The sequence below is a fragment of the Pseudoduganella sp. HUAS MS19 genome, from assembly GCF_053615455.1.
In genome coordinates, this window is record NZ_CM132133.1 from 4,312,088 (window position 1) to 4,337,825 (window position 25,738).

Below are 25,738 nucleotides of genomic sequence, written 5' to 3' on the forward strand. Positions count from 1 at the left end.
GGGTAATCCCCCCATTTTTGATGCGCGCCAGAAGTAGGGGTTAGTCGGCGAGAGCGAGCTTCTGTTTTGGTGTTATCCCGCCCAGGCCCATGTTGGGGCGCTCGTGATTGTAAGTCCAGAGCCAGCCGGTGGCAAAGTCCTGGATCTCGTCGAGCGATTCAAACAGGTGCTGCGCAAGCCAGTCGTAGCGTACGGTGCGGTTATAGCGCTCGATGTAAGCGTTCTGCTGCGGCTGTCCAGGCTGGATAAACGCAATCTCAATGCCATGCTTCTTTGCCCATTGCGCCGTAACGCCGCTTATGTACTCCGGGCCGTTATCACAGCGTATCGCTCGAGGCTTGCCACGCCACTCAATGACTTGGTCCAGCGCCCGCACAACGCGTTCCGATGGCAGCGAGAAGTCCACGTCGATAGCCAGTCCTTCTCGGTTGTAATCGTCGATCACGTTGAACAATCTGATACTGCGACCGTCGGCAAGTTGGTCATGCATGAAGTCCATCGACCAGGTCTGGTTGATGGCCGTCGGCACGGACAACGGCACTGGCTTTTCCCTCATGATGCGCTGTCGTGGCTTGATGCGCAGATTCAGCTCCAGCTCGCGATAGATTCGATACACACGCTTGTGGTTCCAGCCGAAGCCCTTCACGTTGCGCAGGAACAGGAAGCACAAACCGAAGCCCCAGTTGCGCTGGTTGTTCGTCAGGCGAACCAGCCAATCGGCTATGACCTCATTCTCGGCATTGAGCTTTGCTTGATAACGGTAGCAAGTCTGGCTGATGCCGAAGGCCACACAGGCGCTCTTGACGGTCATGCGGCCGGCTTCGACGTAGTGTCGTGCCATCTCACGTCGGCGAGATGGCTTCACCACTTTTTTGCCAGCGCCTCCGCAACAATCTCCGCCTTCAGGCGCTCCTCCGCGTACATCTTCTTCAACCGACGATTTTCCTCCTCCAGCTCCTTCATTCGGGCCATCAGGGAGGCGTCCATGCCGCCGAACTTGGAACGCCATTTGTAGAACGTGGCACTGCTCATGCCATGCTCGCGGCACAGCTCAGGAACTGGGGCACCGGCCTCGGCCTGCTTCAGGATGGCGATGATCTGGCTTTCAGTAAAACGGGACGTCTTCATGCGGTAGAACCTTCAATTTCAAAGTTAGAAAATTCTACTTCCTGCGGCGATCATTTGGTGGGGGGATTACCCATGCGCTGCTGAGTCTGCTGCCAATGCGGCGTAAGGATGGCTTGCCAATCCACCGCTTCATTGCTCAAAAAACGGTAAGCGGCCATCGTCTCCGCCCAGCCGTGGCAGGCATCAGGAATGCTCGCCGTCGGGTCGGCTGCAAATCGCTCCATCAACGTCCTCGCTCGATTGTTGAGGCGCGCATCACCGAGATCTAATCCTGCAAATTCCGTGGTTGCCCACTGCGCTGCTGTCGTCAACGCGCCACCTAAAAGGCGAGAGTAAACGCGAAATGACGTCAGCTTACAAGTGCTGTTGCAAGTCCTTGAATGTAAACTGATTTTTCTGGCGCATGCCGGTCATGTCAGACTTGTGTATAAGGGCATGACCTTAGCCAGCGAAAACTGGGCCCGAACCGAAGCAGATCCTATTTTAGCTTTTAAAGAGCAAATAAAAACAAATCCATTATTAATCAGATTGGCTACACCACAATTCGATATCCGCAGGCGATATCTTAGGCTCGACGATGACAAACCGCTTTAAAGTAAAGTCGAAATATGTCTTACCAGCCGGTTCCAGCAAACTATTTTTGACAACATTCTCAATTACGTTATGAGGCAGGCCGTTAGCTTCAGTAAGTGAAGAAGCAATTAACTTACGTTGATTAAAGAATTCGGATGGCAAATCAACGTTACATTCCTCATCCATTAATTCATCTGTTCCCGTAAAAATTCTATGCTCCCGAGCAATAAAATCAGATCCAGTCTCAAATGGAGACAAAATTTCGACTGCGCCCCCGATTCCACCTCTATCTTCAATCCACCTCTTCACCGCATAAAGAATCTCCACATAGGCCTTACAAATCTTAGCAGATGGAAATTTCCTGACCAATATTCGACCAGCGTTATCATCACCATAAAACAATACGCCTACACCACTCACCAGATATTTCGTTAATGGCCTAAGATTTATAAATTCTTCAAAAGTCCTCATATTTCTCCTATCGTCTATATTCCATCAATCCAAATAATCGTCTTTTTCACTGGCGACCAATGGAAGTTTGCCGATGGCTTTTCGCGGTTTAACCGCTTTGTCAAGTCTAACAGTGCCGGGTGGTCAATGTTTTTCAGATTATCTCGCGTACGCAGCAATGCTGCTAGAGCTTCGTCATCCCCAAGCGCATTTCTAAGCGGCATTGAGTCCGGATAGAAGTCCCGCAGTACCCAATCGGGCCCGCGATCATAAATTTTTACCACATCAAGCGTTTCACTCAACGACGGGTTTTGACGTACAACGGCACCCGCGTCTTGCAAAACAACAACAGATTGATTCAGGTCCTTAACGCGTGTTTCATACCACCGTTTCAAGGTCAAGTTCGGATTCGTGTTTGATAAGAAAAGCTGTCCTTCGCCTCCGCGCAATTTTGGATCAGCTACCAGGTCAGAATTACCAAACTTGATCAGCTCGTCATGGAAGGCCCTATTCAAAGTGGGATCGAATACATTCCATGTGTCAGGATACACTACGGCCTCTGGCCCCATGAGCTTTTTAACATCAAAGACCTCATTGGAACGCAATGCAGAGAGCTTGACTTCCTGACCACCCGCGCTCGAAAAGTTGTTCGAATGCTGAGCATATTGGCCACTACTTCCAAAGCTAGGGACTTCGCCCGTCGCCTTTGCCCCAAGGTCTGGTGTCGAACCAGATTGCCACTCGCGATTCGAGTTGCGCCTCAAAAGGGCGTCAAGCTCGCTCGACGTGACCGAGCCAATCTGTGGAGTCAGTCCCGACACCGAACGTTCCCCGGCGTAACCGATGAAAGCACCACTTCCTGTGCTACCTGCCTCGCGTCCAATTGCAGTCGCCTCAGCGCCTGCGGCAGTTCGACTAGACGCCGGGATCAATCCGAAACCACGCTCGAATGGGTTAAGTATGCTCAGAAAGCCGATGATGCCGTCGCGCGCAATTTTCTGATTCAGAGCCCGCCCATATGATCGTGTTTGTGGATCATCGGTGCCTGGCGACCACAGCGAATCAGTTCCCCAAGCAATTGAATCAAAGCATCCTAGTGGGCACTCAGCGCGAAGAGGTTGGTACGCGACGCCGTCAACGATCACAGTCGTTCGAGTCAACTGGTTATGTTCTTTGTCTTTGGAAGACGCTTCTGGCGCAGGGAACATGAATCTGTCCACCTTCGCTTCTGTCTTCGCAAAGACATATGGGCTTGCTTTACCTCCCATGTTTTGCTGAATAAACTCAATCAGCGCTGCGTCTGGCGTGGAAGGCAATACCTCCCTCAACGTAAGCTGAGCCCCTGGAATGCCCTCAAGCCTCATATCACCCGGGATGGACGACATCGGTTTCCATCCTTCATGAGCGTTATTATCGAAGACAAAGCCATCTTCCTTTCTTACGGTGAAGCTTTCAGCGCGACCGGGCTCAACCAAAAGATTGGTGCCATCAGTGATCCCCGATAAGCGGAGCACATTCAGGATTTGCTTTTCGGTGTATATGCCTTTGCTCTTCTTCGAGATTCGTTTGGCATTCTCATAATCTGGCGCGTGCAAGGTTCTGTTGAAAGTATCAACGGTTCCTGCGGCCTGTCCACCTCGCGCTGCCGCCAGCAAGGAACCAGCATCTACAGCGCCTCCGGACGGATTCCCTGCGGCGACCCCGGCGATCATCCCGCCAACTGCCGCACCAGTCTGCTGGAACGCGTTGACGAATGCCCTTTTCTCCTCGCCTTTCAAACCGAGCTTATCGGCTTCCGCATTACCAAGCTGCGCCCCAAGTTGCTGCCCCAAGTTGCCGCCAACAACGCCAGCAGCACTCTCCAGTGCTCCGGATTGACCGCTTGCCAGGCCGCCTAACATGCCTTGGGTAGCTGCGTGTAGCCCGACGCGGTAGGCCCCGTTGTCGCCCCAATTCGCAGCAGTCGTCGCAGCTTCTCTTGCCTTAGCGCTGTATTCGGCAGCCGCTACCGTGTCGCCCCTATCCGCCGCTTGCTGAGCGAGGCCCGTGAGTCTATCCGCCTCCGCCCTCGCCTCATTCTGCAAGTCGGTGCCGATATCGCCAACCATTTTGGCGACCGTCGGTGCAATGGCGTTCGCTGTGATTTGGCCACCACCCTGCCCTGCCACCGCACCAGTCAAGACGCTAACGCCAGCATTCAGCGCGCGGCTGTAAATGCCTCCAGTACCCCAATCATTCAGGGTTTGCTGAGCCTCTTCGAATTGCTTGGTTGCAGCGGCCCTTTGTTCAGCAGTGCTCTTCGGATCCTTCAGCGTTTCTTGCGCGGCTTTTTGCGCGTTCGCCGCGCCGATTGCGATGTCCCCCGTAATCTGTTTGCCCGTCGCGATCACGGTACCTGCCGCAGCCGACATGGCCTGCTGGTCCTTCAGGAGCTTCTGCAAATCAGGCAGTTTGTCGAGCGCAGTGTTGGCCTTGCTCAAGTCGTTATTAATGCCCAGATCCTTAACGGAATTGGTTGTCACCCCACCAATGGTGATCTTGCCGTCGGTGACGGTGGCAAAGGTAGTGGAGCTGTCGCTACCTCGCTCGACCGTCGGCATGCCAGGTGCCGCATTGCCGTCCTTGGCTGTGCCGAATGCTTGTGCTTGCTGGCTCAACGGCAGGATATTACCTGCCTCGTCCCTGAGCAATTTGCTCGAGCCGCCAGTACCCCCTGCCACGCTGACGTTGCTGGCCGAGTACTTCATCTTGTTCTCGATGTCGGACGTGGTCAGTTTGTTGGTCGTCAGCTCGGAAGCAGCAGCATTGGTGCTGGCGATCGCACCACCTTTCAGGTCGATGGTGTCGGCCTTGACGTGGTAGCCTCCATCGCCGGCGAACAGGCCTGACTGCTGGCCTACGCCTGCATAAGTACCACTTCCCCTTTGCTGGGAGATGTTGCCGGAGGCATTCCACGCGTTGCCGATTGCGACCTGCACCCGTACCCCGGCGTTGGTCTGCACACTCTCGAACTGGCTGGTGTCCTGCAGACTTTCAATCGCCAGTTTGCCACCAACGTCGGTGTTGATCGTGTTCGCCGTTGCTGTGGCACCTTTCAGCGTGGTGTCGCCCTTGCTGCTGATATTGATCGTGTCGGCTTTGAGCTGGGTGTTGTTGTTGATCGTCACATCGTTTTTGTTGTGGCCCTTGCCGACGTTCGCTGCGGCATAGAAGTACACGCCGGTCTGTGCGCCGACCTGGAACCCAACACCTGCTTCGACACCGGAGCTCCTGTTCTTGCCATCGCTGTGCAGCGTGCTCTGGCTGGCGTCCAGCACGATGTTTTGTGCTGCGTCCAGGTTCAGGGTTTTGCCGGCATTGAGCGTGGCGCCAGTGGCGTGGATGTCGCCGCCGGTGGCGGTCAACGTGACGTTGCGGCCGCCGTTGATGCTGCTGCCCTGCGCGGTGCTGTCGTTGCCGTTGCTGGAATTGCTGCTGCTGGCGAAGCCTACGCCGGCTTCACCCTTAACCAGGATCCCACTCCCAGGGCCGCCAGTCATGCTGCGGATCGCGCTGACGGCCTGGTAGCCGTTGGCCGTTGCGGCCATCCTTTGCATTTCCTTCAGGCGGCCATCAGATTTGTGCGCTGCTTCCACGTTGTTGGCCAGGTCGATCAGCGGTGAGCTGATGCGCGCGAAGGCGCCGATCTTCAGGTCGCTGTTCGATTCCTGGTGGCTGCCGGTGTTTTGCAGCGCGGTGATGTCGATCGACTTGGCGGTGATGTTGACGTCATTCCCGGCCAATACGTTGCTCGATGCCTGGGTGTACTTCTGGCCTGCCGTCAGGTTCACGTCGCCTTTCAGGCTCGAGACGTTGGAGGCCACCTGGGTTACCTGGTCGCTGTTGTCCTTGTGCTTTTCGTTGTGGTAGCCGGAGAAACGCTCAGTGTCGGAAATGACCACCTTGCCGATAGCCTTGTTGTCGCTCTGGTTGGCGTTGTGCAGCGTGTCCTGCGCGCTGGTGATGGTCAGGTCGCGGGCGGCGCTGATCGACAGCTTGCCGTCCGAGACCACGTTGGCGCCGGTCAGCGCAATGTCGCCGGTTTGCGTCGCCATGGTGGTGCTGCCGCCGACCGACAGCTTGGTGCCGGTCACGGTGTCGGTGGCGCCGTTGCCGTCGCTCTTGTTATGGAGCGTGCCAATGATTTGCGTCGAGCGGGTGTCGATGCTGAAGCCCGACTTCTTCGAGTCCTGCGACCGGGTTTCCGTGGTGTGGGCAACGTCGAACTTGATGTCGTCCTTGGCCACGATGAGGGCATTGCCTTCGGCGCTGATCTGGGCGCCCTGGCTGGTAATCGAGCCGTCGGTGGCGAGAATGGTCAGGTCTTTGCCTGCCAACAGGGTGCTGGTGCGCGCTTCGCTGGTGGCGTGGTTTTGCGTGCTGTTGGCGCTCTTATTGCCAAATTGCGTGTTGACCACAGCCACCGCCGCCGCGCCACCTTCTGCTGCGCCTTCCGCCTTGGCGAATTCCTTGCCGAAGAAGCTGCCGGACTTTGAGTTTTCGGTGCTGGATTTGTAGGCGTCCTTGAAGGCTTTTACCGGGTTGACCGTGAAGCCCACGGCGAAGCCGGAGGACTTGCTTTGGGTGTCCAACTGGCTCACCGAGGTATTCTGCGCCGCGGCCAGGTCGACGTTCTTGCCGATCAGGGTCAGGTTCTCCTTGGCGGCAATGTCGGAGGCGACCACTTGCAGCGTTTCGCCCGACTTCAGCTTGACGCTGCCATCCAGCGCGCCGATACTGGAGGCGAGCTGGGTGACCGTCTCCTGCGCGCTTTGCGAGGACGTACTTGACTTGCCGTAGCCAGTACTGAGATTGCCCGACGAGTAGCTGACGCTGAAGCCGGACTTTTTCTCCTGCCTGGTGCTCGATGTTTTGCTGGTTTCCTCGGCGCTGACGATCTTCAGGCCACCTTTGGCGTCGATGCTGAGGTCCTTTTCGGCCAGCACGGTACTGCCCTTGATCAGGGTATCGCCGCCGCTGCTGGCAACGACGTTGCCGCCTTTGATGGCGCTGCCGATCGCCAGCGTGGTAGCGTTGTAATCGGTGATGTCGCTGCTGCTCTTTTTAAGCTTGTTGCCCGATTTGCTGTGGTTCTCCATGTCGGACAAGTGCGTTTCAGCGATACTGCCGATAATCAGGTCCTTGCTTGCCTTCAGCGTCAGCGTGCCGCCAGCGGCTAGCGCGCTGCCTTTGATGTTCAGGTCACTGCTTTGGCTGATACCCGCGCTGACCAGCAAGTCGCCGGTGGACGCCACGCGAGCTCCAACGACCGATTGGTTCTCGTGGATATCCTTACCCCAGTTCTTCCTGGTCTTATCGTCCTGCAGGCTGGTCTTGACTTCATCCACCACAGCGCTGATATTCACAGCGCCGCCGGCCAGCAGTGTGCCTGCGCCGCTCCCCTTGGTGCCAATGGATACCTGAGTTCCGGCAAGGTTCAGATTCCCGGTAGCTGCCATCAGGAGGTCGCCGCCCACGTTGACTCGGCTAACCTGGTTGTAGACGGCACTATTATTTTCGGCATTGCCATCGATCAGGGCATGGTACGTGCTGCCGGTCTTCACCGTGTCAAAGCTGATGTTGTTGCCGGCGAAAATGGAAGCGCTGGCGCCTGCGTTGATCGTGCCTGCCAGGTCGGTCAGGTTGCGCCCGGCATCCATGGTCAAGCCATTGATGGCACTGATCGTCGCCTGGTTGGAGAGCGAGGTATAGCTGCCGCCGTTCACCTTGGACGACCACTTGCTGTCCACGGTCAGGGTTTCGTTCTTGATGTCACGACCGGCTTGCAGCGCGACGTCGCCGCCTTTAATGGCCCCGCCACGGTTGATGATGTCTTCGCCGGCCAGCAGGATCGTGCGGCCATTGCCGCTATCGATCACGCCGCCCTGGTTCATGATTGTTTCGCTGACGTCGATCACCACGGTGGCGCCAGTGACCAGTGCACCGGTTGGCTTGACCGCGTTCGCGTTGACGTGCGCCAGATAAACCTTCGGTACCAGCACAGTCTCGATGGAACCGTCCGGCAGTTGCACCGCCTGGCTCTCCAGCCAGACGATATCGCTGGTCAGGTGGCTGACCTGCTCAGGGCTGAGGGAAATGCCTGGTCGCAGGCCAAATTCCTGCGCGAAGCTGGCAGCGCTGTTCAGCATTTTCTTGTACAGCGCGTCGTCGCCCGGACCGGCGCTCGGAGCACGGCCGGTCAGCTCGGACAATTGTTCGCGTACCAGTCGCTGTTCGTAGAAGCCGTCGCCCAGGCGTTTCTGCGTGGTGGCGTGGTCGACTGCCAGCTTGTCCAGCAGGTAGTCGCTGCTGGTCCACTGGTCCTGCTTTGCAAACTGCGGCCGCGTCTCGAACAGGTACTGGCCTTTCGGGTCAGGATTGCGCAGGAACAGACCACCCGGGGAAATTTTCTTCACACCGCTGATGCTTTCGCCACGCACTTCGCCAGCAGACTGCCCCAACGCGTTGCCGGCCGCGGTGCTAACGTTGCCGAGCGTGCTGTTGCGCGCCTGGTTCGCTACGCGCCCAAGCAGTGAGCCTTCGCGTGCGGGGCCTCCCGACTGTGCTGCGCCTTCGGTATCGAGGCTGTTGCCAGCGCCACTGCCGGACGCCGTGCTGCCCGCCAGCAGCTGGTTCTCAGTGCCGCTATCACCCGCCTGGCCTGCGCTGCCAAGGTTGGCGCCCACTCCGCTCGCTCCAGCGCGACCTGCCAGGCTGGCATGCGCGCCAGCAGCGCTGCCGGACACGCTTCCGCCAGCGCCACCACCATTACCGCTACCTGCGTTGGTATGTGCACCGGCGCTGGCAGCGCTACTTGCACCGCTCCCGATCACATTGACCGCGTCGCGGAAATTGCCAACTGTACCAGCGCTATAGTCCACATTGCGGAAACTGCGAGCGCTGATGAAGACCCCCTGCGCACCCAACATCGTTCCGCTAAGCGCGCCAATTTCCTGGTTGATATTGGGATTGCTCCAGGCTTCGGTGTAACGGCCGGTATACGTCGTGAACGTGCCGCTGAAGCTGTGCCTGCGAAGCAGTTTGGTCCCGTCGTTGGTAATGGCGGGCCTGCCGGCTACGTCCAAGGTGCCAAGGGCCTTGATCTCGCTAAGGGTGTTGTCCAGTGTATTGGTGACCGTCAAGCGCATATTTCCGCCGGAGAGTATCTGGCCAGCTTTGCCAGCGCTCGGGGAGATTTGGTCCTCGACGATGGTGTGGTTCGCCACCCGCTTCTCTTCCAGTTGATCGGAAGTCTGCGTTCCAGTATGCCTTTGCGTATGTCGCAAGATGGTATGTTCCGGATCACTATATGCCGGCTGGGTCACAATGCGGAGGCAGTTGGTGCTACAACTGCCATATGCGCTGGAGAAGTTGTATTCCGGCGTATTCCACTCAACCTGACGACTGTCTGGCAGCTGGTACGCATCCTTCGCGGCGCCACCTTGGTCAGGATTGGTCGCAGTACGGCTTTCGTAATAGTAAATGACTCTTACGCCGTCGCTCATTGGGATGCGGCTACGCGAACCCCATTTGGCATAGTAACCACTGAGGGCGCTGAAGAACGCTGAGTCGTTGGCGTGGGTGCGTATCACCGCTCGGGTAATTTCATAGCCGTCGGGCGTGATACGTTTTTCCGATTCCAGAATGTCTGCCGGATTAACGAAATAAACCTCCCATGGCGTGTAGTTACTGGAACCAGGATCGTAGCCGTTGGGGTTCCCACCAGGTCTGTACCAGGACGGCATCGCCATATTCACCGTTTCCGTTCTGGTGACCTGGACAATCGATGCGTTGTCTCGAATATTCTGCAACGCGACCGCATTCAAATCCAAATTGCCGCTTGCCTCGATGGTGGACGAAACGTTATTCACCTGCGCGCTCAAGCCGCCATTGTTGGCGCCAATAAACATACTTGCGGCGCTGTACAGCGTTCCGCCTTGGAGATTGTTCAGCGTTCCATCCACACCGAGCGCCATATTGCCTGTGGAGCCGATCAAGGCGCTGGCGCCGATGTTATTGAGGTTACCGGTGCGGACAGCCACGTTTCCGCCGACGATACCGCCGGTGTTGCTGATGTTGGCAGCGACCAGGTCGAGCGCACTTTCACCGTTGATCTCACCGGCGTTGGTCAGGTCGCCGGCTGCGCGGATGGCGACTGCGCCGCCTTCGATCACGGCGCCGGTTTGGTTGGTCACCTGGTTGCCACTCAGGGTCAGCCTGCCTTCCGTGCCGAGCGTGCCGGCGTTGGTGATGTTGCCAGTAACGGTCAGGCTCAGGTCGCGGTTGGAGTGGATTTGCTGGGCGCCAGCGGCTTGAACGAAGTCGCCGTTCATGCTCATCGCGAGATCGCGGCCACCGAAGATTTCGCCCAGTGCGCCGACCGTGCCGGCCGAGACGAACAGGTCGCGATCAGTGGCGATGCGGCCTCCTGAATTGCTCAATTGCGGGGTGTTCAGCGTCAGGTCGGCGCCGGAGCCGCCAGCAGTACCGAGGGTGCCGCCGTCGTTATTCACGTATTGCGCGGAGATGTAGGCGTTACCGCCGGAGAGTACTTGGCCGCTGTTGACGAAGCCTGAACCGGCCTGGTTGAAGGTGAGCGTGCCGCCGCTGTTTACCTTGCCCTGGTTATTGAGCTGTTGGGTGACCGCCAGGTCCATGCCTTGGCCGGAAGCGATGGTGCCAGACACGCCGTTCCACAGCGTGGTGCCGGACAGCAGCAGGCTACCCATGCCGGCGATGGTGCCGTGATTGGTGATTGCACCGCGGCTCAGGAGCCTGGTGGCGCCACTACCCTTGTTGGCGATGCGGCCGGTGCCGTTGTCGATGGAATCGCTGTTGATGGTCAGGTTGCTGCCTGCGCCGATCGCTTCGATCACGCCGCCATTGTTCTGCAGCGCGCTGCCGGATGTCATTTGCAGGTCTGTGCCGGATTGTACGATACCTCCGACATTGTTCGCAACGCCGGAGATGGACAACGATGCTTTGCCGTCTGCCACGAGCTGGCCGCTGTTGGTGAAACTGTTCGTGTTGATTGCCAGTTCAGAACCGTAGCCGTCTACCGTCGAGATCTGGCCGTTGTTGGTGAAGATGGACGAGTTGAAAAGCGCCCTCCCCTTGGCTGCAATCTGGCCGCTGTTGCTGAAGCTTGCTGCGGCTTCGTCGAAAGTCAGCATGCCGCTGCTGCCGATGGTACCCTGGTTGTTCAGTTGCTGGTTGATGTCCAGCAGCATGGCTGCGCCGGAACTGAGCTGGCCGCCGGCCTGGTTGTGCAGTGTGCTGGCATGCAGGTCAAGCGCGCCGTTGCCGGCAATGGTTCCGCTGTTGGTAATGCTTCCTGCACTGGTGATGGTGGTGTTGCCATTGCCTGCGTTCACAATGCGGCCGCTGCTGCTGACCGATTGCGCGTTGGCAGTCAGCCGTGAGGCGGCGCCGGCGGCTTCGATGGTGCCGCTGCCGTTATTCAGCGCTCCCGCTGCATTAAGGGTCAAGTCAGCGCCAGCGTGCAAGGTGCCGCCGCTATTACTAACCGCGCCACCAATCGTTGCGAGCAGTTGACCATCGGAAGATACTGCGCCCGCGAGGTTGGACAGACTGCCGGCTTGCAGCGTAATGCCGCGCCCGGAACCGCTGACCGTGTAAAGCTGGCCACCATCGTTGACAATGTTGGAGGCAATGATGCTCATCTCGCCACCGGTTCCAATGCGGCCGCTGTTGGCGAACGAGGCGCCTGCCTGGCTGAACGTGAGCGTACCGCCGCTGCTGATGGTGCCGCCCTGGTTGTCGAGCTGCTGGCGTACTGCCAGGTCGAGCGTGGTGGCGGCGGAGATCACGCCACCAGCCTGGTTCTGCAAGGTCTGGGCATTCAGTACCAGCGCGCCGTTGCCGGCCATGGTGCCGCTGTTGACGATGCTGCTCGCGCTGGTGATGCTGGTGCGTGCGTTGCCGGCGTTGACGATGCGGCCTGCGAGGTTGCTAATCGAACCAACCTGCACGTCCAGCGTGGAGCCTGCGGTCAGTGCTTCCAACGCGCCGCTGTTGTTAGTCAGTGCGCCGTTCGCGGTGAGCGACAAATTGCCTGCGGCTTGGATCTTGCCTTGGGTATTGTCCAAGCCCGCGCCCGAGACCACGCTGGCATTACCTGCCGCGGCGATTGCGCCGCTGCGGTTACTCATTGTTCCTGCGCTGTTCAGTGTGATGTTTGCGCCGCCTGCGGTGGCGGTAGCAATCTGGCCGCCATCGTTCTTGATGCCGGCGGCATGGATCTTGATCGTGCCTGCCGCTGCAATTTGGCCGCCGTTGCTGAACTGCGCGGCCGCCTGTTCGAAGAACAGCGTGCCGCCGCTGCTGATTTTTCCGGCGCTGCTCAAGGATTGGTGGACGCCGAAATCCAGGTTTCCTCCAGAAGAGATGCTGCCTGCACTTGCGTTGTCCAGCGTGGCTGCTGCTACATTGAGCACGCCATTACCGGCGATCTGACCACTGTTGGTGACAGAGCCGGTAGCGGTAAGATTGGTCGCGCCAGTGCCAACGTTGACGATACGGCCAGTGCCGTTATCGATGCTGCCGGACGTGATATCCAGAGTGCCGCTCGGCGCCGAGGCTTCAATCACGCCATCCTGGTTGGTCAACGTGCCGCGCGAGGTGATGTTTGCGTTGCCATCAGAAACGACGGCGCCGCTAGTGTTGATGATGCTGTCCGAATCCAGGCGCAGGTTGCCGCCGCCATTCTTGACAGTCACCAGTTGGCCGCCATCGTTGTTGAAGGCACCCGTTGCGAGGGTTGCATCGGTGCCGCTGACAAGCTGGCCGCTATTACGCACCGCTTTTCCGGCTGCGTCGAGCGTAAAGGTGGTGTGGCTGCTGATGGCGCCTGCGTTGTCCATGCTGTGGCCAATGGTCAGGTCCAGCTTGCCGCCGGATGCGGCGATGCCGCCGCCGGCACGGTTGGTCAGGTCGGCTGCGGACAGGGTCATGTTGCCGTTACCTGCGATCAGGCCGGCGTTATCCAGCGCCGTATCGACGTTCACCGTGGTGGCGTTGGTGCCGACGTTGACGATGCGGCCGGTGCCGTTTGCTAGCGAGCCGGAGTGCAGGTCGAGCGTGGCGTTCGGGGCCTGCGCCTCCACCACGCCGCCGTTGTTGCTCATTGCGCCTGCGGTGTCGACGTCCAGAGAACCGGCGGATTGCACGGTGCCTTGCGTGTTATCGAGCTTGCCGGCGCTGTCGATCGTTGCCGCTGCGTCGGACATGATCACGCCGCTGCGGTTGCTGATCGATGCGGCGTCGATCGTCATTGCCGCGGCGGAGCCTTTGGCGGTGGCGAACTGGCCGCCGTCGTTGTTGAAGTCCCCTGCATTCAGCGTCATTTCGCCTTGCGACACGATCACTTTGCTGTTGCTGACCGTCGCTCCATAGGCGTTGACTTGCAGTACTCCACCGCTGTTGATGGTACCGGCATTGACCAGCGAGCCGGTCACGGTTGCTGTCATGCCTTGTGCGGATGCGATTGTGCCGTTGGCTTGGTTTTTGAGCGTGGCGGCGGAGATTTCCAATGCGCCGTTACCGGCGATTATCCCATCGCTCGTAATGCCATGGACGGCGTTCAGCGTGGTCGCGCCGGTGCCTACGTTGACGATACGGCCGCTGCCGTTGGCCAGGTCGCCTGCTTTCAGGTGCAAGGTGCTGGCAGTGGAAACTGCTTCAATGTTGCCGCCGTCGTTGTTGATCGTGCCGCCAGCTTGCAGATCGAGGTCTGTGCGGGCTTGCAGCAGGCCGCTGCGGTTGTCGACGTCGCCGGTGACTTGCAGGTCCGCTTTGTTGTCGGACATGATCGTGCCACCCTGGTTGCTGACACTTTGGGCGTTGAGCTGAACGTTGGCGTTCGAAGCTTGGGTGGTGGCGAGCTTGCCGCCATCGTTGTTGATGCTCGCTGCGGTCAGGTCGATGGTGCCTGCGGCGACCATGGTGCCGCTATTGCGCAGTGCCAGAGTGGTTTGGTTTGTCTGCAGGGTGCCGGCGCTGCTGATAGTGCCGGCGTTTTCCAGAGAAGACTTCACCGCGAGCGACATGTCGCCGCCGGCGCTGACGGTGCCTTGCGATTGGTTGCGCAGGCTGCTGGCGGAAAGGTCCAATTTTCCGTTGCCGGCGATCTGGCCGCTGTTTTCAACGTGGCCGGTTGCGGCGATGCTTGTGCTGCCTGTGCCAACGTTGACGATGCGGCCGGTCGTGTTGTCGATCGAATCGGCGGCCAGGTGGATGGCGCTGTCTGCGCCGCTTACCTGAACCAGGCCGCTGGTGTTGGTGATCGCAGCGCCTGCATCCAGGCGCAGGTCGCGCGCGGCCTGGATTTCACCGCTGCCGTTGTCTATAGCGCCTGCGGCGGTGATCGTCGCATCGGAACCGGAGCTGACGATGCCGCTGCGGTTATCGAACTTGCCAACGTTGGCCGAGATGCCCGAACCGCTGGCGGTGATGATTTGGCCATCGCGGTTATCGATCTCGCGCGCGTTCAGCGTTGCGGCACCTTTGGAGGTGATGGAACCGGCGTTGCGCAGTGAGGCGGCCTGCTGGTCGAAATTCAGTTTGCCCTGGGTACTGATCTGGCCATCGAGGTTGATCAGTTCCGATCTCACTTTCAAGTCCATGTCGGACATGGCGGTGATAATGCCGCCGGTGCCGTTGGTCAGGTTTTCCGCGCTGACGGTCAGGCCGCCGTTGCTGCCGATCAGGCCGTTGTTGGCCATGTAGCGGTCGATCGTGAGGGAGGATTGACCCGTACCGGCGGAAACGATGCTGCCTGCCCTGTTGGTCAGGGTGGCGCCAGCCAGGGACAGGTCTGCGCCGCTTTCAAGGCGGCCGCTGTCGTTGTTGATGCCCGTGCCAGCGCGCAGGTCGAGCGCGCCGCCGGAACCGAGGTAGCCGCCCGCATTGCTTGCCTCGCCAGCGATGTGTGCGGATGCGCGGCCGTCGGCGCGGATTGTGCCGGCGTCGTTTTTCAGCGAGCCTGAGGTGATGTCGATGCGGCTGTTGCTGCCTTCGGCGGTGGCGATTGTGCCGTCGCGGTTGTCGATCGAGCTGTTCTCGATCTTCATTGGACCTTTCGACAGGATGTCGCCGGAGTTCACCAGCGCGGATTGCGCCTGCGACATGGTGAAGCTGCCGCCGTTGCTGATGCTGCCTTCGTTCTTCAACGAAGTGGCGACGTTCATGTTGACGTCACCGATGGCGGTGATGCGGCCTTGCGTTGTATTGGTCAGGCTCGCTGCGTCGATGTTCATGGCGCCATTGCTGCCGATGTTGCCGCTATTGCTGATGGTTGCAGCCTTCAATGCCAGTGGGCCGCTGCCGGCATTGACGATGCGGCCGGTACCGTTGTCGATTGCTGCCGCTTGCATTGCGAGCTTGCTTTGGCTGCCGATCGTCTCGATCGAACCGTCCTGGTTGCGCAACGTGCCGCCGGCTTGCAGAGTCAGGCCTTTGTTGGCCTGGACGACGCCCGTCGTGTTGTCCACGTCGGCAGCAATTTGCAAGGTCCCCAGGCCACCGGTGGAGACTTGGCCGTGCTGGTTGTTCAGGGCATCGGCCTTCAGTGACAGGTCGCCGGCGGCGGCAATGGCGCCGGAGGTGTTGGTCAGTGCACCGGTTTCCAGTTGTGCGTTGCCACCGATGCGCCAGTCGCCTTGTTCGGTGGCGGTTGCGCCGCTGCTCAGGCTGAGGTGGCCGCCGATGTTCAATTTGCTGGCGGTGCCGGAGATCTCGCCGGCGCGCAGGATCAGGCTACCTGCGGTTTCCAGCTTGCCGTTGGTTTGCTGCAGCTTGTCGCCCACCGCGATCGTCGCATCGCTGGCGCCCAGGTGCAGCAAGGTTCCGTTGTCGTTATTCAGGTAGCGCGAGACGTCGATCTGCAGTTTGTTCGCTTGCAGAACACCACTACGGTTGTCGAGTTCGCCAAGTGTGGCGCTGAAGGCGCCGCCTGTCAGCATGCGGCCAGACTGGTTGTTCAGGGCGGAGAGCTGCAGGGCTGCATCTTGTTGCACGCCGATTTGACCCTGGTTGTTGTCCAGGGTACCGCCGTTCACTTTCAGTGTGCGCAGGTTGACCTGGCCACGCTGGTTGGTCAGTGCGGTGGTGTCCAGGTTGATGCCGCCGGTGGCGGTGACCAGGCCGTGCTGGTTGTCCATGGTGGCGAACCTGATCTCGCCTGCTGGCAGGGCTGGGACGGGGGTGCCGCCAGTGTCGCCCGAACCTCCGGCGCCGGTCGAGCCGCCGGAGCCAGTGCCGGTCCCCGTGCTGCCGCCAGCGCCGCTGCCGGTACCTGCGCCATCGCCAGCATTACCGCCTGTTGCGCTGGATGCTGCCTGCCCCAGCACGCCATCCGAATTATGGACGCTGCCAGCGGTCACGTTCAATGCCGATGCACCGCCTTGCACAATCTTGCCGCCGGCATTCAGCAGGGCGCCGTTCGCGCTGCCCAGCTCAACGCGGCGCGCCTCAACGGAACCGCCACGATTATCGAAATCGCCAGCTACCGCCGCGACCAGTTGCCCGCCGGCGTTCATGCTGGCGGTGTTAGCGACAGAGGCAGACTTGAGCGCCAGGTCTTCGCCGGCCTGCATCTTGCCCTTGTTCTCGACAGAATCCCGGATGCTCACCTGCAGGTTCTTCGATGCCGCAAGCGTGCCGGTGTTCTCCAGGCGTCCCTCGGAAGTGACGACCAACTGACCCGCAGCCGCGCCGATCTCGCCGGCGTTGCGTACACCAACGCCAGCCTCGGTACCAACCAGGAAGATCTGGTTGGCGTACATGCCGCCCAGGCGCGAAGCGTCAACGGCGAACTGGGGCGCGGCACCGCTTGCCTGCCCTGTTTCCGTCACCGCTGGCGACTCGCCCTCGGCAACCTTGTTCACGCCGGTGACCACATTCAGGCGCTGCGCCCACAGGGCCGCGTTCAGCACCAGCGAACGGCTGATCAAAGCCGTGTAGTCGGTCTTGCTTGCATCCAGACCTGCGCCGTCGATCACGATCTGGCCGCGCTGCACGTCATAGCCTGCCAGCCTGCCATCCGTCATGAACGGCGAACCGGTGGTCAGCGTCGCGCGGCTCACATTGATAAAGCCGCCGCCGTCAACCGAAATGCCGGACGGGTTGGCGATCACCACTTCCGCCTTCTGCCCCGCCACTTCGATATAGCCGCGCAGCGCGCTAGGATTGTTGGAGTTGACTTCATTCAGGATCACCTTCGCGGCGCCCGCTTTCAGCCATGGGTTGGCTTCAACCCAGCCGCCCAACTCGGTCTGCACGTTGACGCGCGAGTTGTTCAGGATTGCCCCGCCCTTGGCCACGTCGAATTGCGAGTAGACGTTGCGCGACACGCCGGCCGCACTCGGCTCCCGCACGTTCACTTGCGGCACGCCGTTGGCCGCCTTCAGCACGATGGCCTGGTTCTGGCTCGGGGCCTTTGGATCGGCGATGATCTGGGCCTGCACATGGCTGGCCCAGAGGAAGCCGCCAAAGGCCACCCCGAACAGCAGGCTCAGTCGGCGCAGTGCCGGATGCCCCATGGCGGCCGGCGCCGAACTATCGAGCGCGCCGGTCTGACCGGCGCCTTTGCTGCAACTGCGGGCGCACTCGCCCACAGCCATCAGCATGCCACGTGCTTTATTGAAAACGATACGGTAGCGAAGTTTGTTCATGGTGCTCAGAACTCGTAATTCAGGTTGAAGCCAGTGGCAACGCTGGCGGTGCGGAAGGCGTCCGGCTTGCTTACCGGCTTACCCGCGAAGAAGTCGGCGCTCAGGCCGCCGAATTGGCCGCGCCAGCCGAGGGCGGCGCCGGTCAGGCGTGTGCCGCGCAGCAAGGCAGCGGACGGGCCGGATACGACACCGTGGTCCAGCGCTACGTAGAGCTGGTGGCGCGTGGCGGGGATGGTCCAGTTCAGGTCATTGCGCAGCAGCCAGCCGCGTTCGGCCGACAGGCTGGCTTCGCCGTCAAAGCCGCGCACGGTATAACGGCCGCCGATCGAAAATCGGTCCTGCGGGATCAGCTTGGTGCGGTTCCATTGGCGGCGCCAGGCCGCCTGGTACGACAATGATTTGGTCAAGGGCCAGTTCAGCGTGACGTCGGCATTGAAAATGCGCGGGCGGGCGGTGCCTTCGTCGAAAGCCTCTTCCTGCGCCGGCAGGCTGCCGTAGGAGCTTGTGCCCAGCTTCCAGGACAGGTTGCCGTCCAGGGTGGCGGGTCCGATGAATTCCCTGTGCGCGATGCCTGCCACGAAGCCGGCCATGCGGCGGCGCTGGACTTCCACTTCCATGTCGTCGATGTAGTTGCGGCTGCCGCGCTGGTAGGTGCGCAGCGACAGCGTGGTCTTGCGCGTGGCATCGCGGTACACCAGGCGCGAGAGCTTCAGTTCGGCGGTGTTGCTGGTGCCGCGATAGATGTAGTCGTGGAAGGCGCCGGCTACGGTCTGGCGATAGCGGTAGTCGTTCAGTTGCAGCGAGAGCAGCCAGTAATCGAACGGCACCGAGTAATGCAGGGCGTAGCCGCTGGTGCCGTACTCGCCGCCAGGGCTGTCGCCCGGCACGTTGCGATTGAGGGTCAGGTAAAACAGGTCTTGCAGGCCGAAGGGATTGTCGACCGACAGCGTGAACCCGCCCTGGTAGGTGCCGGTGGAACGGCTGCCGCTGTCGTCCACCGATGCGCTGAAGCGATAGGCGCGGCCGCCCTTCCATTTCACCTGCAGGTCGCTTTCACCAGGCTGCTCGCCAGGCACGATCTCGATATCGGCCTGCGCGCCAGGCACGCGTTTCAGGTTCTCCAGGCCCTGCTCGATATCGCGCAGGTTCAGCAACTCGCCAGGCACCAGCGGCAGCGCATTGCCGAATGACGGCTGCTGCTCCGGATAGCGCAACGCGCGAATACGGCCCGGCACGAGTTTCAGGTGCAGCTCGCCACCCAGCAAATCCTGGGGAGCCGCCAGCACACGTGCCGTGACATAGCCCTGGGCCACCAGGGCGTTCTGCACTTGCCCGACGAGGACGTTGATGCCGGCGCTGCCAAGGCAGCGGCCAAGCGCACCGTCGGCGGCTTGCAGCGCCCACTGGAACTGGCCGGCCATTTCGCCTTCCAGGAACACGCGCCGGATCGGGAAGCATGGCGTTTCGTTTTCCGGCCAGGCTGCCTGCGCGGAGCTGGTTTCACGCTGCAGGCGCACATCCGGCCTGGCCTCGTCCTGGCGGGCGCGTTCGCGTTCACGCTGTTCCTGGCGCTGCAGCTCCTGGTTTGCCAATGCAGGATCGACCTGCGCCAACGCAGGCAAAGCTGCGCCAAGGCCGAGCGCAAGCTGCGCAGCCATGCCTATTCTTTTACACAACATCTATTACTCGATTGGAATTTTTTACAGCCCGAAAGTATAGCTGTGTATCACTCGTAACGAGATGTTTCGCTTATATATATTTATTATTTGGTGATGGATTAAAGGCAAGCCGAGGGACTTTTGTGACAATTGGAGAGAATTGAATGAGTAAAATCTCCTCAGCTGCATCGAAATAATCACAATTCGCTCGAAATCAATGACTTATGCTCAATCTTGTAGAGCATCTCCACTATTCAGCCAGGGTTGGGTAGTCGGTGTAGCCGACCGCGCTGCCGCCAAAGAAAGTGTTGCGGTCGGCTCCTGCCTCGGACTGGTGAAGTCGAGCACCTGGACCTTGCTCGACGGCGAAGAGAGCGTGCCAGTTGGCGTCGGCAGCCGTTTTGCCATCAACAGCGTGGGCCTGATGCGCCGCATGGCGACGCTCGATATGGGAATCCTGCTGCTGCCCGATGAAATCGTCGCCGACGACGTGGCGGCAGGACGCTTGCAGCGCGTCCTGCCCCAATGGCATGGCAAGCCCACGCCGGTGTATGCACTGACCGAAACCCGGCTGGTCCCGGCCAAGACGCAGCGCTTTATTGAATTCCTGCGGCAGCGGCTGGCGCCAGCGGCCTAAGTTCCTCCTTGCGGCGATAGGCCAGGCGGTACAGCAGCGGCAATAGCAGCAGCGTCAGCGCCGTCGAGGACAGCACGCCGCCAATCACCACAGTCGCCAGCGGGCGCTGGACTTCCGCGCCGGTGCCGGTGGCAATCGCCATCGGGACGAAACCGAGCGACGCCACCAGGGCCGTCATCAGCACTGGCCGCAGGCGCACCAGTGCGCCGTTGCGCACGGCATCGGCCAGCGGCAGCCCTTGCTCGCGCAGGCTGCGGATGAAGGAGATCATCACCAACCCGTTCAGGACGGCCACGCCGGACAGTGCGATAAAGCCGACCGCCGCCGATATCGACATCGGTATGCCGCGCACCCACAGGGCGAAAATGCCCCCCGTCAGGGCGAACGGAATGCCGGTGAATACCAGTGCGCCGTCGCGGGCATTGTTAAACATCAGGAACAGCAGTGCGAACACCAGCGCAAGCGATGCCGGCACGACCACCTTCAGCCGTTGCGCGGCATTTTGCAGGTTTTCGAACTGGCCGCCCCAGGCCAGCCAGTAACCCGCCGGCAGGCTGACGCCTTTGAGGATTGCCTGCTGTGCTTCTTCGACGAAAGAGCCGATATCGCGGTCCTGCATATTGACCGTTACCACCACCCGCCGCTTGCCCTGCTCCCGGCTTAGCTGGTTCGGACCGGGCGCGGTGTCGAAGGTGGCGATTTCGGCCAGGGTAACGTAGGCTGGCCGCGCGCCCTCCTGCTTCGGCAGCGGCACAGGCAGGCGCTTGAGCAGCTCGATATCCGAGCGCAGCGCCTCCGGCAATCGCACCACAATGTCGAAGCGGCGGTCGCCTTCGAACATGGCGCCGGCTTCACGGCCGGCAGTTGCAGTGGCAATCAGCTCCTGCACTTCGGCGATGTTCAGTCCCAGGCGTGCGGCGCGTTCGCGGTCAACCTGGATCTGCAGCATCGGCAGCCCGCTTGTCTGTTCGACCTTCACGCCGGAGGCGCCGGGAATCTTTGCAAGGATTGCGCCGATCTCGGCGGCTTTCGCGTTCAGCACGTCCAGGTCGTCGCCGAATACCTTCACCGCAACGTCGCTGCGCACGCCGGAGATCAGCTCGTTCACGCGCAACTGGATCGGCTGGCTGAATTCATAGCTATTGCCCGGCAATTGCTCCAGCGTGGCGCGGATGGCGGCAAGCAGCTCTTCGCGGCTGCGCTTCGGCTTCGGCCATTCATGTTCCGGCTTGAGCATGATGTAGCCATCCGAAATGCTTGGCGGCATAGGGTCGGATGCGATTTCCGCCGTGCCGGTGCGGGCGAAGACGTTGGCGATTTCGGGGAACTTCGCTACCAGCGTTTTCTCGATCTGCTGCTGCATTTGCACCGATTGCCCCAGGCCTGTACCGGGAATGCGCACCGTCAGCACGGCGAAGTCGCCTTCGTTCAGGTTGGGTACGAACTCGGTGCCGAGACGCGTTGCCAGCAGCACGGACAATGCGAGCACCAGTCCGGCGGCAGTAAAGACCACCGGACGGTTCGCCATCACGTAATCGAGCAGCTCGCCATAGCGTCGCTTGGCCGCCAGCATCAGCCGCCCTTCTTCCTCGCGTACCGGTTTGTCCATGAACAGGGCGACCGCGGCCGGCACGAAGGTGATCGACAGCAGCATCGCGCCCAGCAAGGCCGCCACCACGGTGAAGGCCATGGGATGGAACATCTTGCCTTCGATCCCGGACAGCACGAAGATCGGCAGGTACACGATCATGATGATCAGCTGCCCGAAAAGCAGCGGCCTGCGTGCCTCGTGGGCGGCGGCGAAGACCTCGGCAAAGCGCTCGTCGCGCGTCAGCGGCCTTCCGGCGCGGTGCTGTGCGTGCGACAGGCGCCGCACGCAGTTCTCCACGATCACCACGGCGCCATCGACGATGATGCCGAAGTCCAGCGCGCCAAGGCTCAGCAGGTTGGCGCTGACGTTGTTGGCCACCATGCCGGTGAAGGTAAACAGCATCGACAGCGGAATCACCATGGCGGTGATCAGCGCCGCGCGCAGGTTGCCGAGGAAGAGGAACAGCACGCCAATCACCAGTACCGCTCCCTCCAGCAGGTTGCGCTTGACCGTGTCGATGGCTTTCTCCACCAGCACGGTGCGGTTATACACCGGCGTGGCCGAGACGCCGGCAGGCAGGCTGCGGTTGATCTCGACCATCTTCCTGTCCACGGCCAGCGCCACCGCCCGGCTGTTTTCACCGATCAGCATGAACACGGTGCCAAGCACCACTTCGTGCCCGTTGCGGGTGGCGGCCCCGGTGCGCAGCTCGGCGCCGATGCCAACCGTTGCAACATCGGCCACGCGCACGGCCACGCCGTCGATGGTGGAGACCACGATATTGCCGATATCGGCCACGGACTTGAGCTGGCCCGGTGCGCGCAACAGGTACTGCTCGCCCTCTTTCTCGATATAGCCGGCGCCGACGTTGCCGTTATTGCGCTGCAGCGCCGTCACGATGTCCGACAGGTTCAGGCCATACGAGGCCAGCTTGGCCGGTGTCGGTGCGACCAGGTATTCCTTGTCGTAGCCGCCGATCGAGTTGATCTCCGTAACGCCTGGCACGTTGCGCAGTTGCGGCTTGATGATCCAGTCCTGGATTTCGCGCAGGTCGGTCGGCGTGTAGGGCGTGCCATCGGGCTTGCGTGCGTTGGGCGCGGCATCCACCGTCCACAGGTAGATTTCGGACAGGCCTGTGGCGATCGGGCTCATGGTCGGCGTGAGGCCGGCCGGCAGCTGCGAACGCGCATCCTGGATGCGCTGGCTGATCAGCTGGCGCGCAAAATGGATGTCCGTGCCATCCTTGAATACCACGGTGATTTGCGACAGGCCATAGCGCGACAGGGACCTGGTCTGCTCAAGGCGCGGCAGGCCGGCCATCAGCGATTCGATCGGGAAGGTAATGCGCTGCTCCACTTCCAGCGGAGAGTAGCCGGCGGCAGCGGTATTGACCTGCACCTGGACGTTGGTAATGTCCGGCACGGCGTCGATCGGCAGCTTCTTGTAATTGACCACGCCCAGCACGGCCATCGCCAGCACGGCGAACATGACCAGCCAGCGGTGGCCAATGCAAGCCTGGATAATTCTGCTTAACATGGCGGCTCCTTAATCTTCATGCTCGGCGGCGCCCTTGCCCTGCTCCGCCTTGATGGTGAAGCTGTGGGCGGCGGCATACCGGGCATCCTTGCGCAGGCCGGACGTGATCTCCACCAGCTTGCCGTCGGAGCGGCCGATCGTGACCGGAACGGGCGTGAACGACTGGCCGCTGCGCTGGAATACCACCTGCGCGCCGTTCAGGACTTGCAGTGCCTCCTTTTCCACCGCTACCGGCACTTCGGCGGAGCCGGTCACCACGTCGACGTCCACGAACAGGCCCGGACGCCATGCCAGTTGCGGATTTTCCAGTACCACGCGGGCCCGTGCGGCGCGGGTCTGCTCGCCGATCATCGCGCTGACGAAGCTCACCTTGCCTTTTGCCGCGGCGCCCGACGCAGCCGAATGCAGCACAGCGTCGGTGCCGACCTTGACGATTTCGAGGTCTTTCGCCGGCACCACGACTTCGGCCCATACCTGGCGCAGGTCGGAGACCGTAAATACCTTGGTTTCCGCGCCAACCGCTTCGCCCACGGCAATGTGCTTGTCGACGATCAGGCCATCGAAGGGCGCGCGGATCTCGAGACGGTTGTAGGGGCCTTTGCCGGAACCGGTAGCGCCGATTGCCACCAGCTTCTGGCGGGCGTTCTGCTCGGCGATGGTGGCTTCATGCCATTCCTGTTCCGCCTTCAGGTAGTCCTGGCGTGCGGAGACCTTCTCTTCCCACAGCTTCCTTTCGGCCTCGTAGACCGAGCGCGCCAGGGCCGCGCGCTTCTCCGCAGCCGCCAGGCCGCTGCGCTGCTCCGACACGTCCGCGCTGGCGACGACCGCCAGCAGCTCGCCCTTGCGCACCTGCTGTCCCAGGTTGGCCTGCACTTCCTGCACGATGCCATCGACGCGCGGCGTGACGTGGGCGGTGCGGTCTTCGTTCAGCTTGACTTCGCCCGGCAAACGGACGAAGGTTTCCAGGCGCGCGGCGCCGGCCGTGCGCAACCGGATATCGGCCGCTGCAACCTGCGCATCGGTGAACGGAATCGGGTGCGTGCCTGCGGCGCCCGCACTGGGCGGATGCTCGTCGTGGTGTTCGCCCGCCTCGGCATCGGCTTTGGCGGCCGGAGCAATGCGCTCCCAGGCCAATACGCCGCCTGCAAACAGGACGGCAGCGGCTACCATGGCCGCAATAGTGATTTTCTGACGCTTGTTCATTTTGAATCCTTGGAGTCCAGGTTGCCGACCAGTTTTGCCAGGTCGGCCCGGGCGCGGTAGAAGTCCGAGATGGCCCGCAGGTGCTGGCCCTGTGCCTGCACCCAGGTGCGCTGGGCGTCGAGCACTTCCACGTAGTTGAATTTGCCGGCTTCAAAGCCTTTCATCGCCGCCTCGGCCGCATATTGGGCACCCGGCAGCACGTCCTCGCGCACCAGGCGCTCTTGCTGCATGGCCGCCTGCATGCGGGAATGGGCCTGCATCGCCTCCGCGCGGATGCGCTGGCGGGCCGCTTCCAGCTCCGCGCGGGCTTTATCGGTACGGCGTTCGGCGGCCAGGATAGCGCCCTGGTTGCGGTTGAACAGCGGCAGCGGTACGGACAGTCCAATGATGTTCTGCCGCACGCGGTCGCGCTCCGGCCCTTCGCTGCGCTTGCTGCCGACAATCAGCGACACATCGGGCATGCGTGCGGCACGTTCCATGCGCAGCGATGCCTGGCCCGCCTCCACTTCCGCAACGGCCCGTTCGATAGCGGGCGCGGAAGCAATCAAGTCTCCCAGCCGCGCGCCGGGCAGTCCCGCTTCGGCCGGCGATGCAGGCGCGGCCAGGATTCCGATTTCACGGCCATCGTTGCCAAGCAGGCTGGCCAGCCTGATACGCGCCTCGTCCAGATCCCGCTGGGCGCTCACGCCCTCCATGCGCCAGTTGGCTTCCGCCACCCGCGCCCGTGCCTCTTCGACCGGCGACACCTTGCCCGCCAGGACGCGGCGCGCCGCCGCTTCGCTGGAACGTCGCCCGTTTTCGCTGACCTGCGCGGCCAGGGCGACGTGCTGTTGTGCGAGGTAGGTTTGCTGGTAGGCGGCCACGACCTCCGCCTCGATCCGCGCCCGGCCGATGGCCAGGTCCAATGCCGCCGCGCGGCTGCCGGCGCGCGCCGCCTCGATGCGTGCGGCACGCTTGCCGCCCAGTTCAAGCGGGATCGCCAGCTGGACGGTCGACGATCCGCCCTCGCTGGTTTTCCCCTCGCGCAGATAGTCCAGCGAAGGATTGGGCAGCAGCGCCGCCTGGCTTCCGGCCGCGTCGACGGCCGAGGCTTCCAGCGCCAGCGCCTGCAGCTCGGAATTGGCCTGCCGCGCACGTTCCAGTGCATCGGCAAGCGTCAATGATGGTTGCGCCCACGCAGGGGCCAGGCAAATGGCCGCCAGAAAAGGCACGCAAATAGCTTTCACGATAT

At 61.2% G+C, this 25,738-nt stretch carries 7 protein-coding genes and 2 pseudogenes; 1 reads left to right on the forward strand and 8 read right to left on the reverse strand.

Annotated features, from left to right (window positions below; translation table 11 throughout):
- Positions 1 to 40: 40 nt before the first annotated feature.
- From ACWBU6_RS19495 to ACWBU6_RS19515, 5 genes and pseudogenes are all read right to left on the reverse strand, one after another.
- Positions 41 to 1,128, reverse strand: a protein-coding gene (locus ACWBU6_RS19495; RefSeq protein ID WP_452644703.1) for an IS3 family transposase whose coding sequence is annotated in 2 segments (ribosomal slippage) — positions 41 to 876 and positions 876 to 1,128 — 1,089 coding nt in all. Because the reading frame shifts where the segments join, the coding sequence is not laid out codon by codon here.
- A 59-nt stretch (positions 1,129 to 1,187) separates the two neighbouring features.
- A pseudogene (locus ACWBU6_RS19500) lies at positions 1,188 to 1,439 on the reverse strand (IS4/Tn5 family transposase DNA-binding protein); the annotation flags it as partial.
- 208 nt (positions 1,440 to 1,647) lie between these two features.
- Positions 1,648 to 2,172, reverse strand: coding sequence for a hypothetical protein (locus tag ACWBU6_RS19505; RefSeq protein WP_452645050.1), 525 nt, complete (start codon positions 2,170 to 2,172; stop codon positions 1,648 to 1,650).
- Positions 2,173 to 2,186: 14 nt separating this feature from the next.
- A complete protein-coding gene (locus tag ACWBU6_RS19510) occupies positions 2,187 to 17,882 on the reverse strand; it encodes a hemagglutinin repeat-containing protein (protein WP_452645051.1) in 15,696 nt (5,231 codons plus the stop codon).
- 5 nt (positions 17,883 to 17,887) lie between these two features.
- Entirely contained in the window at positions 17,888 to 19,540 is a 1,653-nt protein-coding gene (locus ACWBU6_RS19515) for a ShlB/FhaC/HecB family hemolysin secretion/activation protein (protein ID WP_452645052.1), read from the reverse strand.
- Between the two features lie 322 nt (positions 19,541 to 19,862).
- Here ACWBU6_RS19515 and ACWBU6_RS19520 point away from each other — a divergent pair.
- A pseudogene (locus ACWBU6_RS19520) lies at positions 19,863 to 20,177 on the forward strand (LysR substrate-binding domain-containing protein); the annotation flags it as partial.
- Here ACWBU6_RS19520 and ACWBU6_RS19525 read toward each other — a convergent pair.
- Genes ACWBU6_RS19525 through ACWBU6_RS19535 form a run of 3 tightly spaced genes read right to left on the reverse strand, consistent with a single transcriptional unit; the run spans position 20,137 to position 25,733 of the window.
- Positions 20,137 to 23,304 carry an efflux RND transporter permease subunit gene (locus tag ACWBU6_RS19525; RefSeq protein ID WP_452645053.1) on the reverse strand — a complete coding sequence of 1,056 codons (3,168 nt, stop codon included), beginning with the start codon at positions 23,302 to 23,304 and terminating at the stop codon, positions 20,137 to 20,139. The pseudogene ACWBU6_RS19520 and the gene ACWBU6_RS19525 overlap by 41 nt on opposite strands.
- A 9-nt stretch (positions 23,305 to 23,313) precedes the next feature.
- Positions 23,314 to 24,507 (reverse strand): efflux RND transporter periplasmic adaptor subunit, encoded by a 1,194-nt coding sequence (locus ACWBU6_RS19530; protein ID WP_452645054.1) that lies wholly within the window; start codon positions 24,505 to 24,507, stop codon positions 23,314 to 23,316.
- The gene (locus ACWBU6_RS19535; protein WP_452645055.1) at positions 24,504 to 25,733 is read right to left on the reverse strand and encodes a TolC family protein; all 1,230 of its coding nucleotides are present in this window, start codon (positions 25,731 to 25,733) and stop codon (positions 24,504 to 24,506) included. The genes ACWBU6_RS19530 and ACWBU6_RS19535 overlap by 4 nt, the downstream gene beginning before the upstream one ends.
- Between the last annotated feature and the right edge of the window lie 5 nt (positions 25,734 to 25,738).

Excerpts from the sequence above, each read along its gene's own strand:
- ACWBU6_RS19505 (WP_452645050.1), bottom strand. The coding sequence starts at position 2,172 with ATGAGGACTTTTGAAGAATTTATAAATCTTAGGCCATTAACGAAATAT.
- ACWBU6_RS19510 (WP_452645051.1), bottom strand. The coding sequence starts at position 17,882 with ATGAACAAACTTCGCTACCGTATCGTTTTCAATAAAGCACGTGGCATG.
- ACWBU6_RS19515 (WP_452645052.1), bottom strand. The coding sequence starts at position 19,540 with ATGGCTGCGCAGCTTGCGCTCGGCCTTGGCGCAGCTTTGCCTGCGTTG.
- ACWBU6_RS19525 (WP_452645053.1), bottom strand. The coding sequence starts at position 23,304 with ATGTTAAGCAGAATTATCCAGGCTTGCATTGGCCACCGCTGGCTGGTC.
- ACWBU6_RS19530 (WP_452645054.1), bottom strand. The coding sequence starts at position 24,507 with ATGAACAAGCGTCAGAAAATCACTATTGCGGCCATGGTAGCCGCTGCC.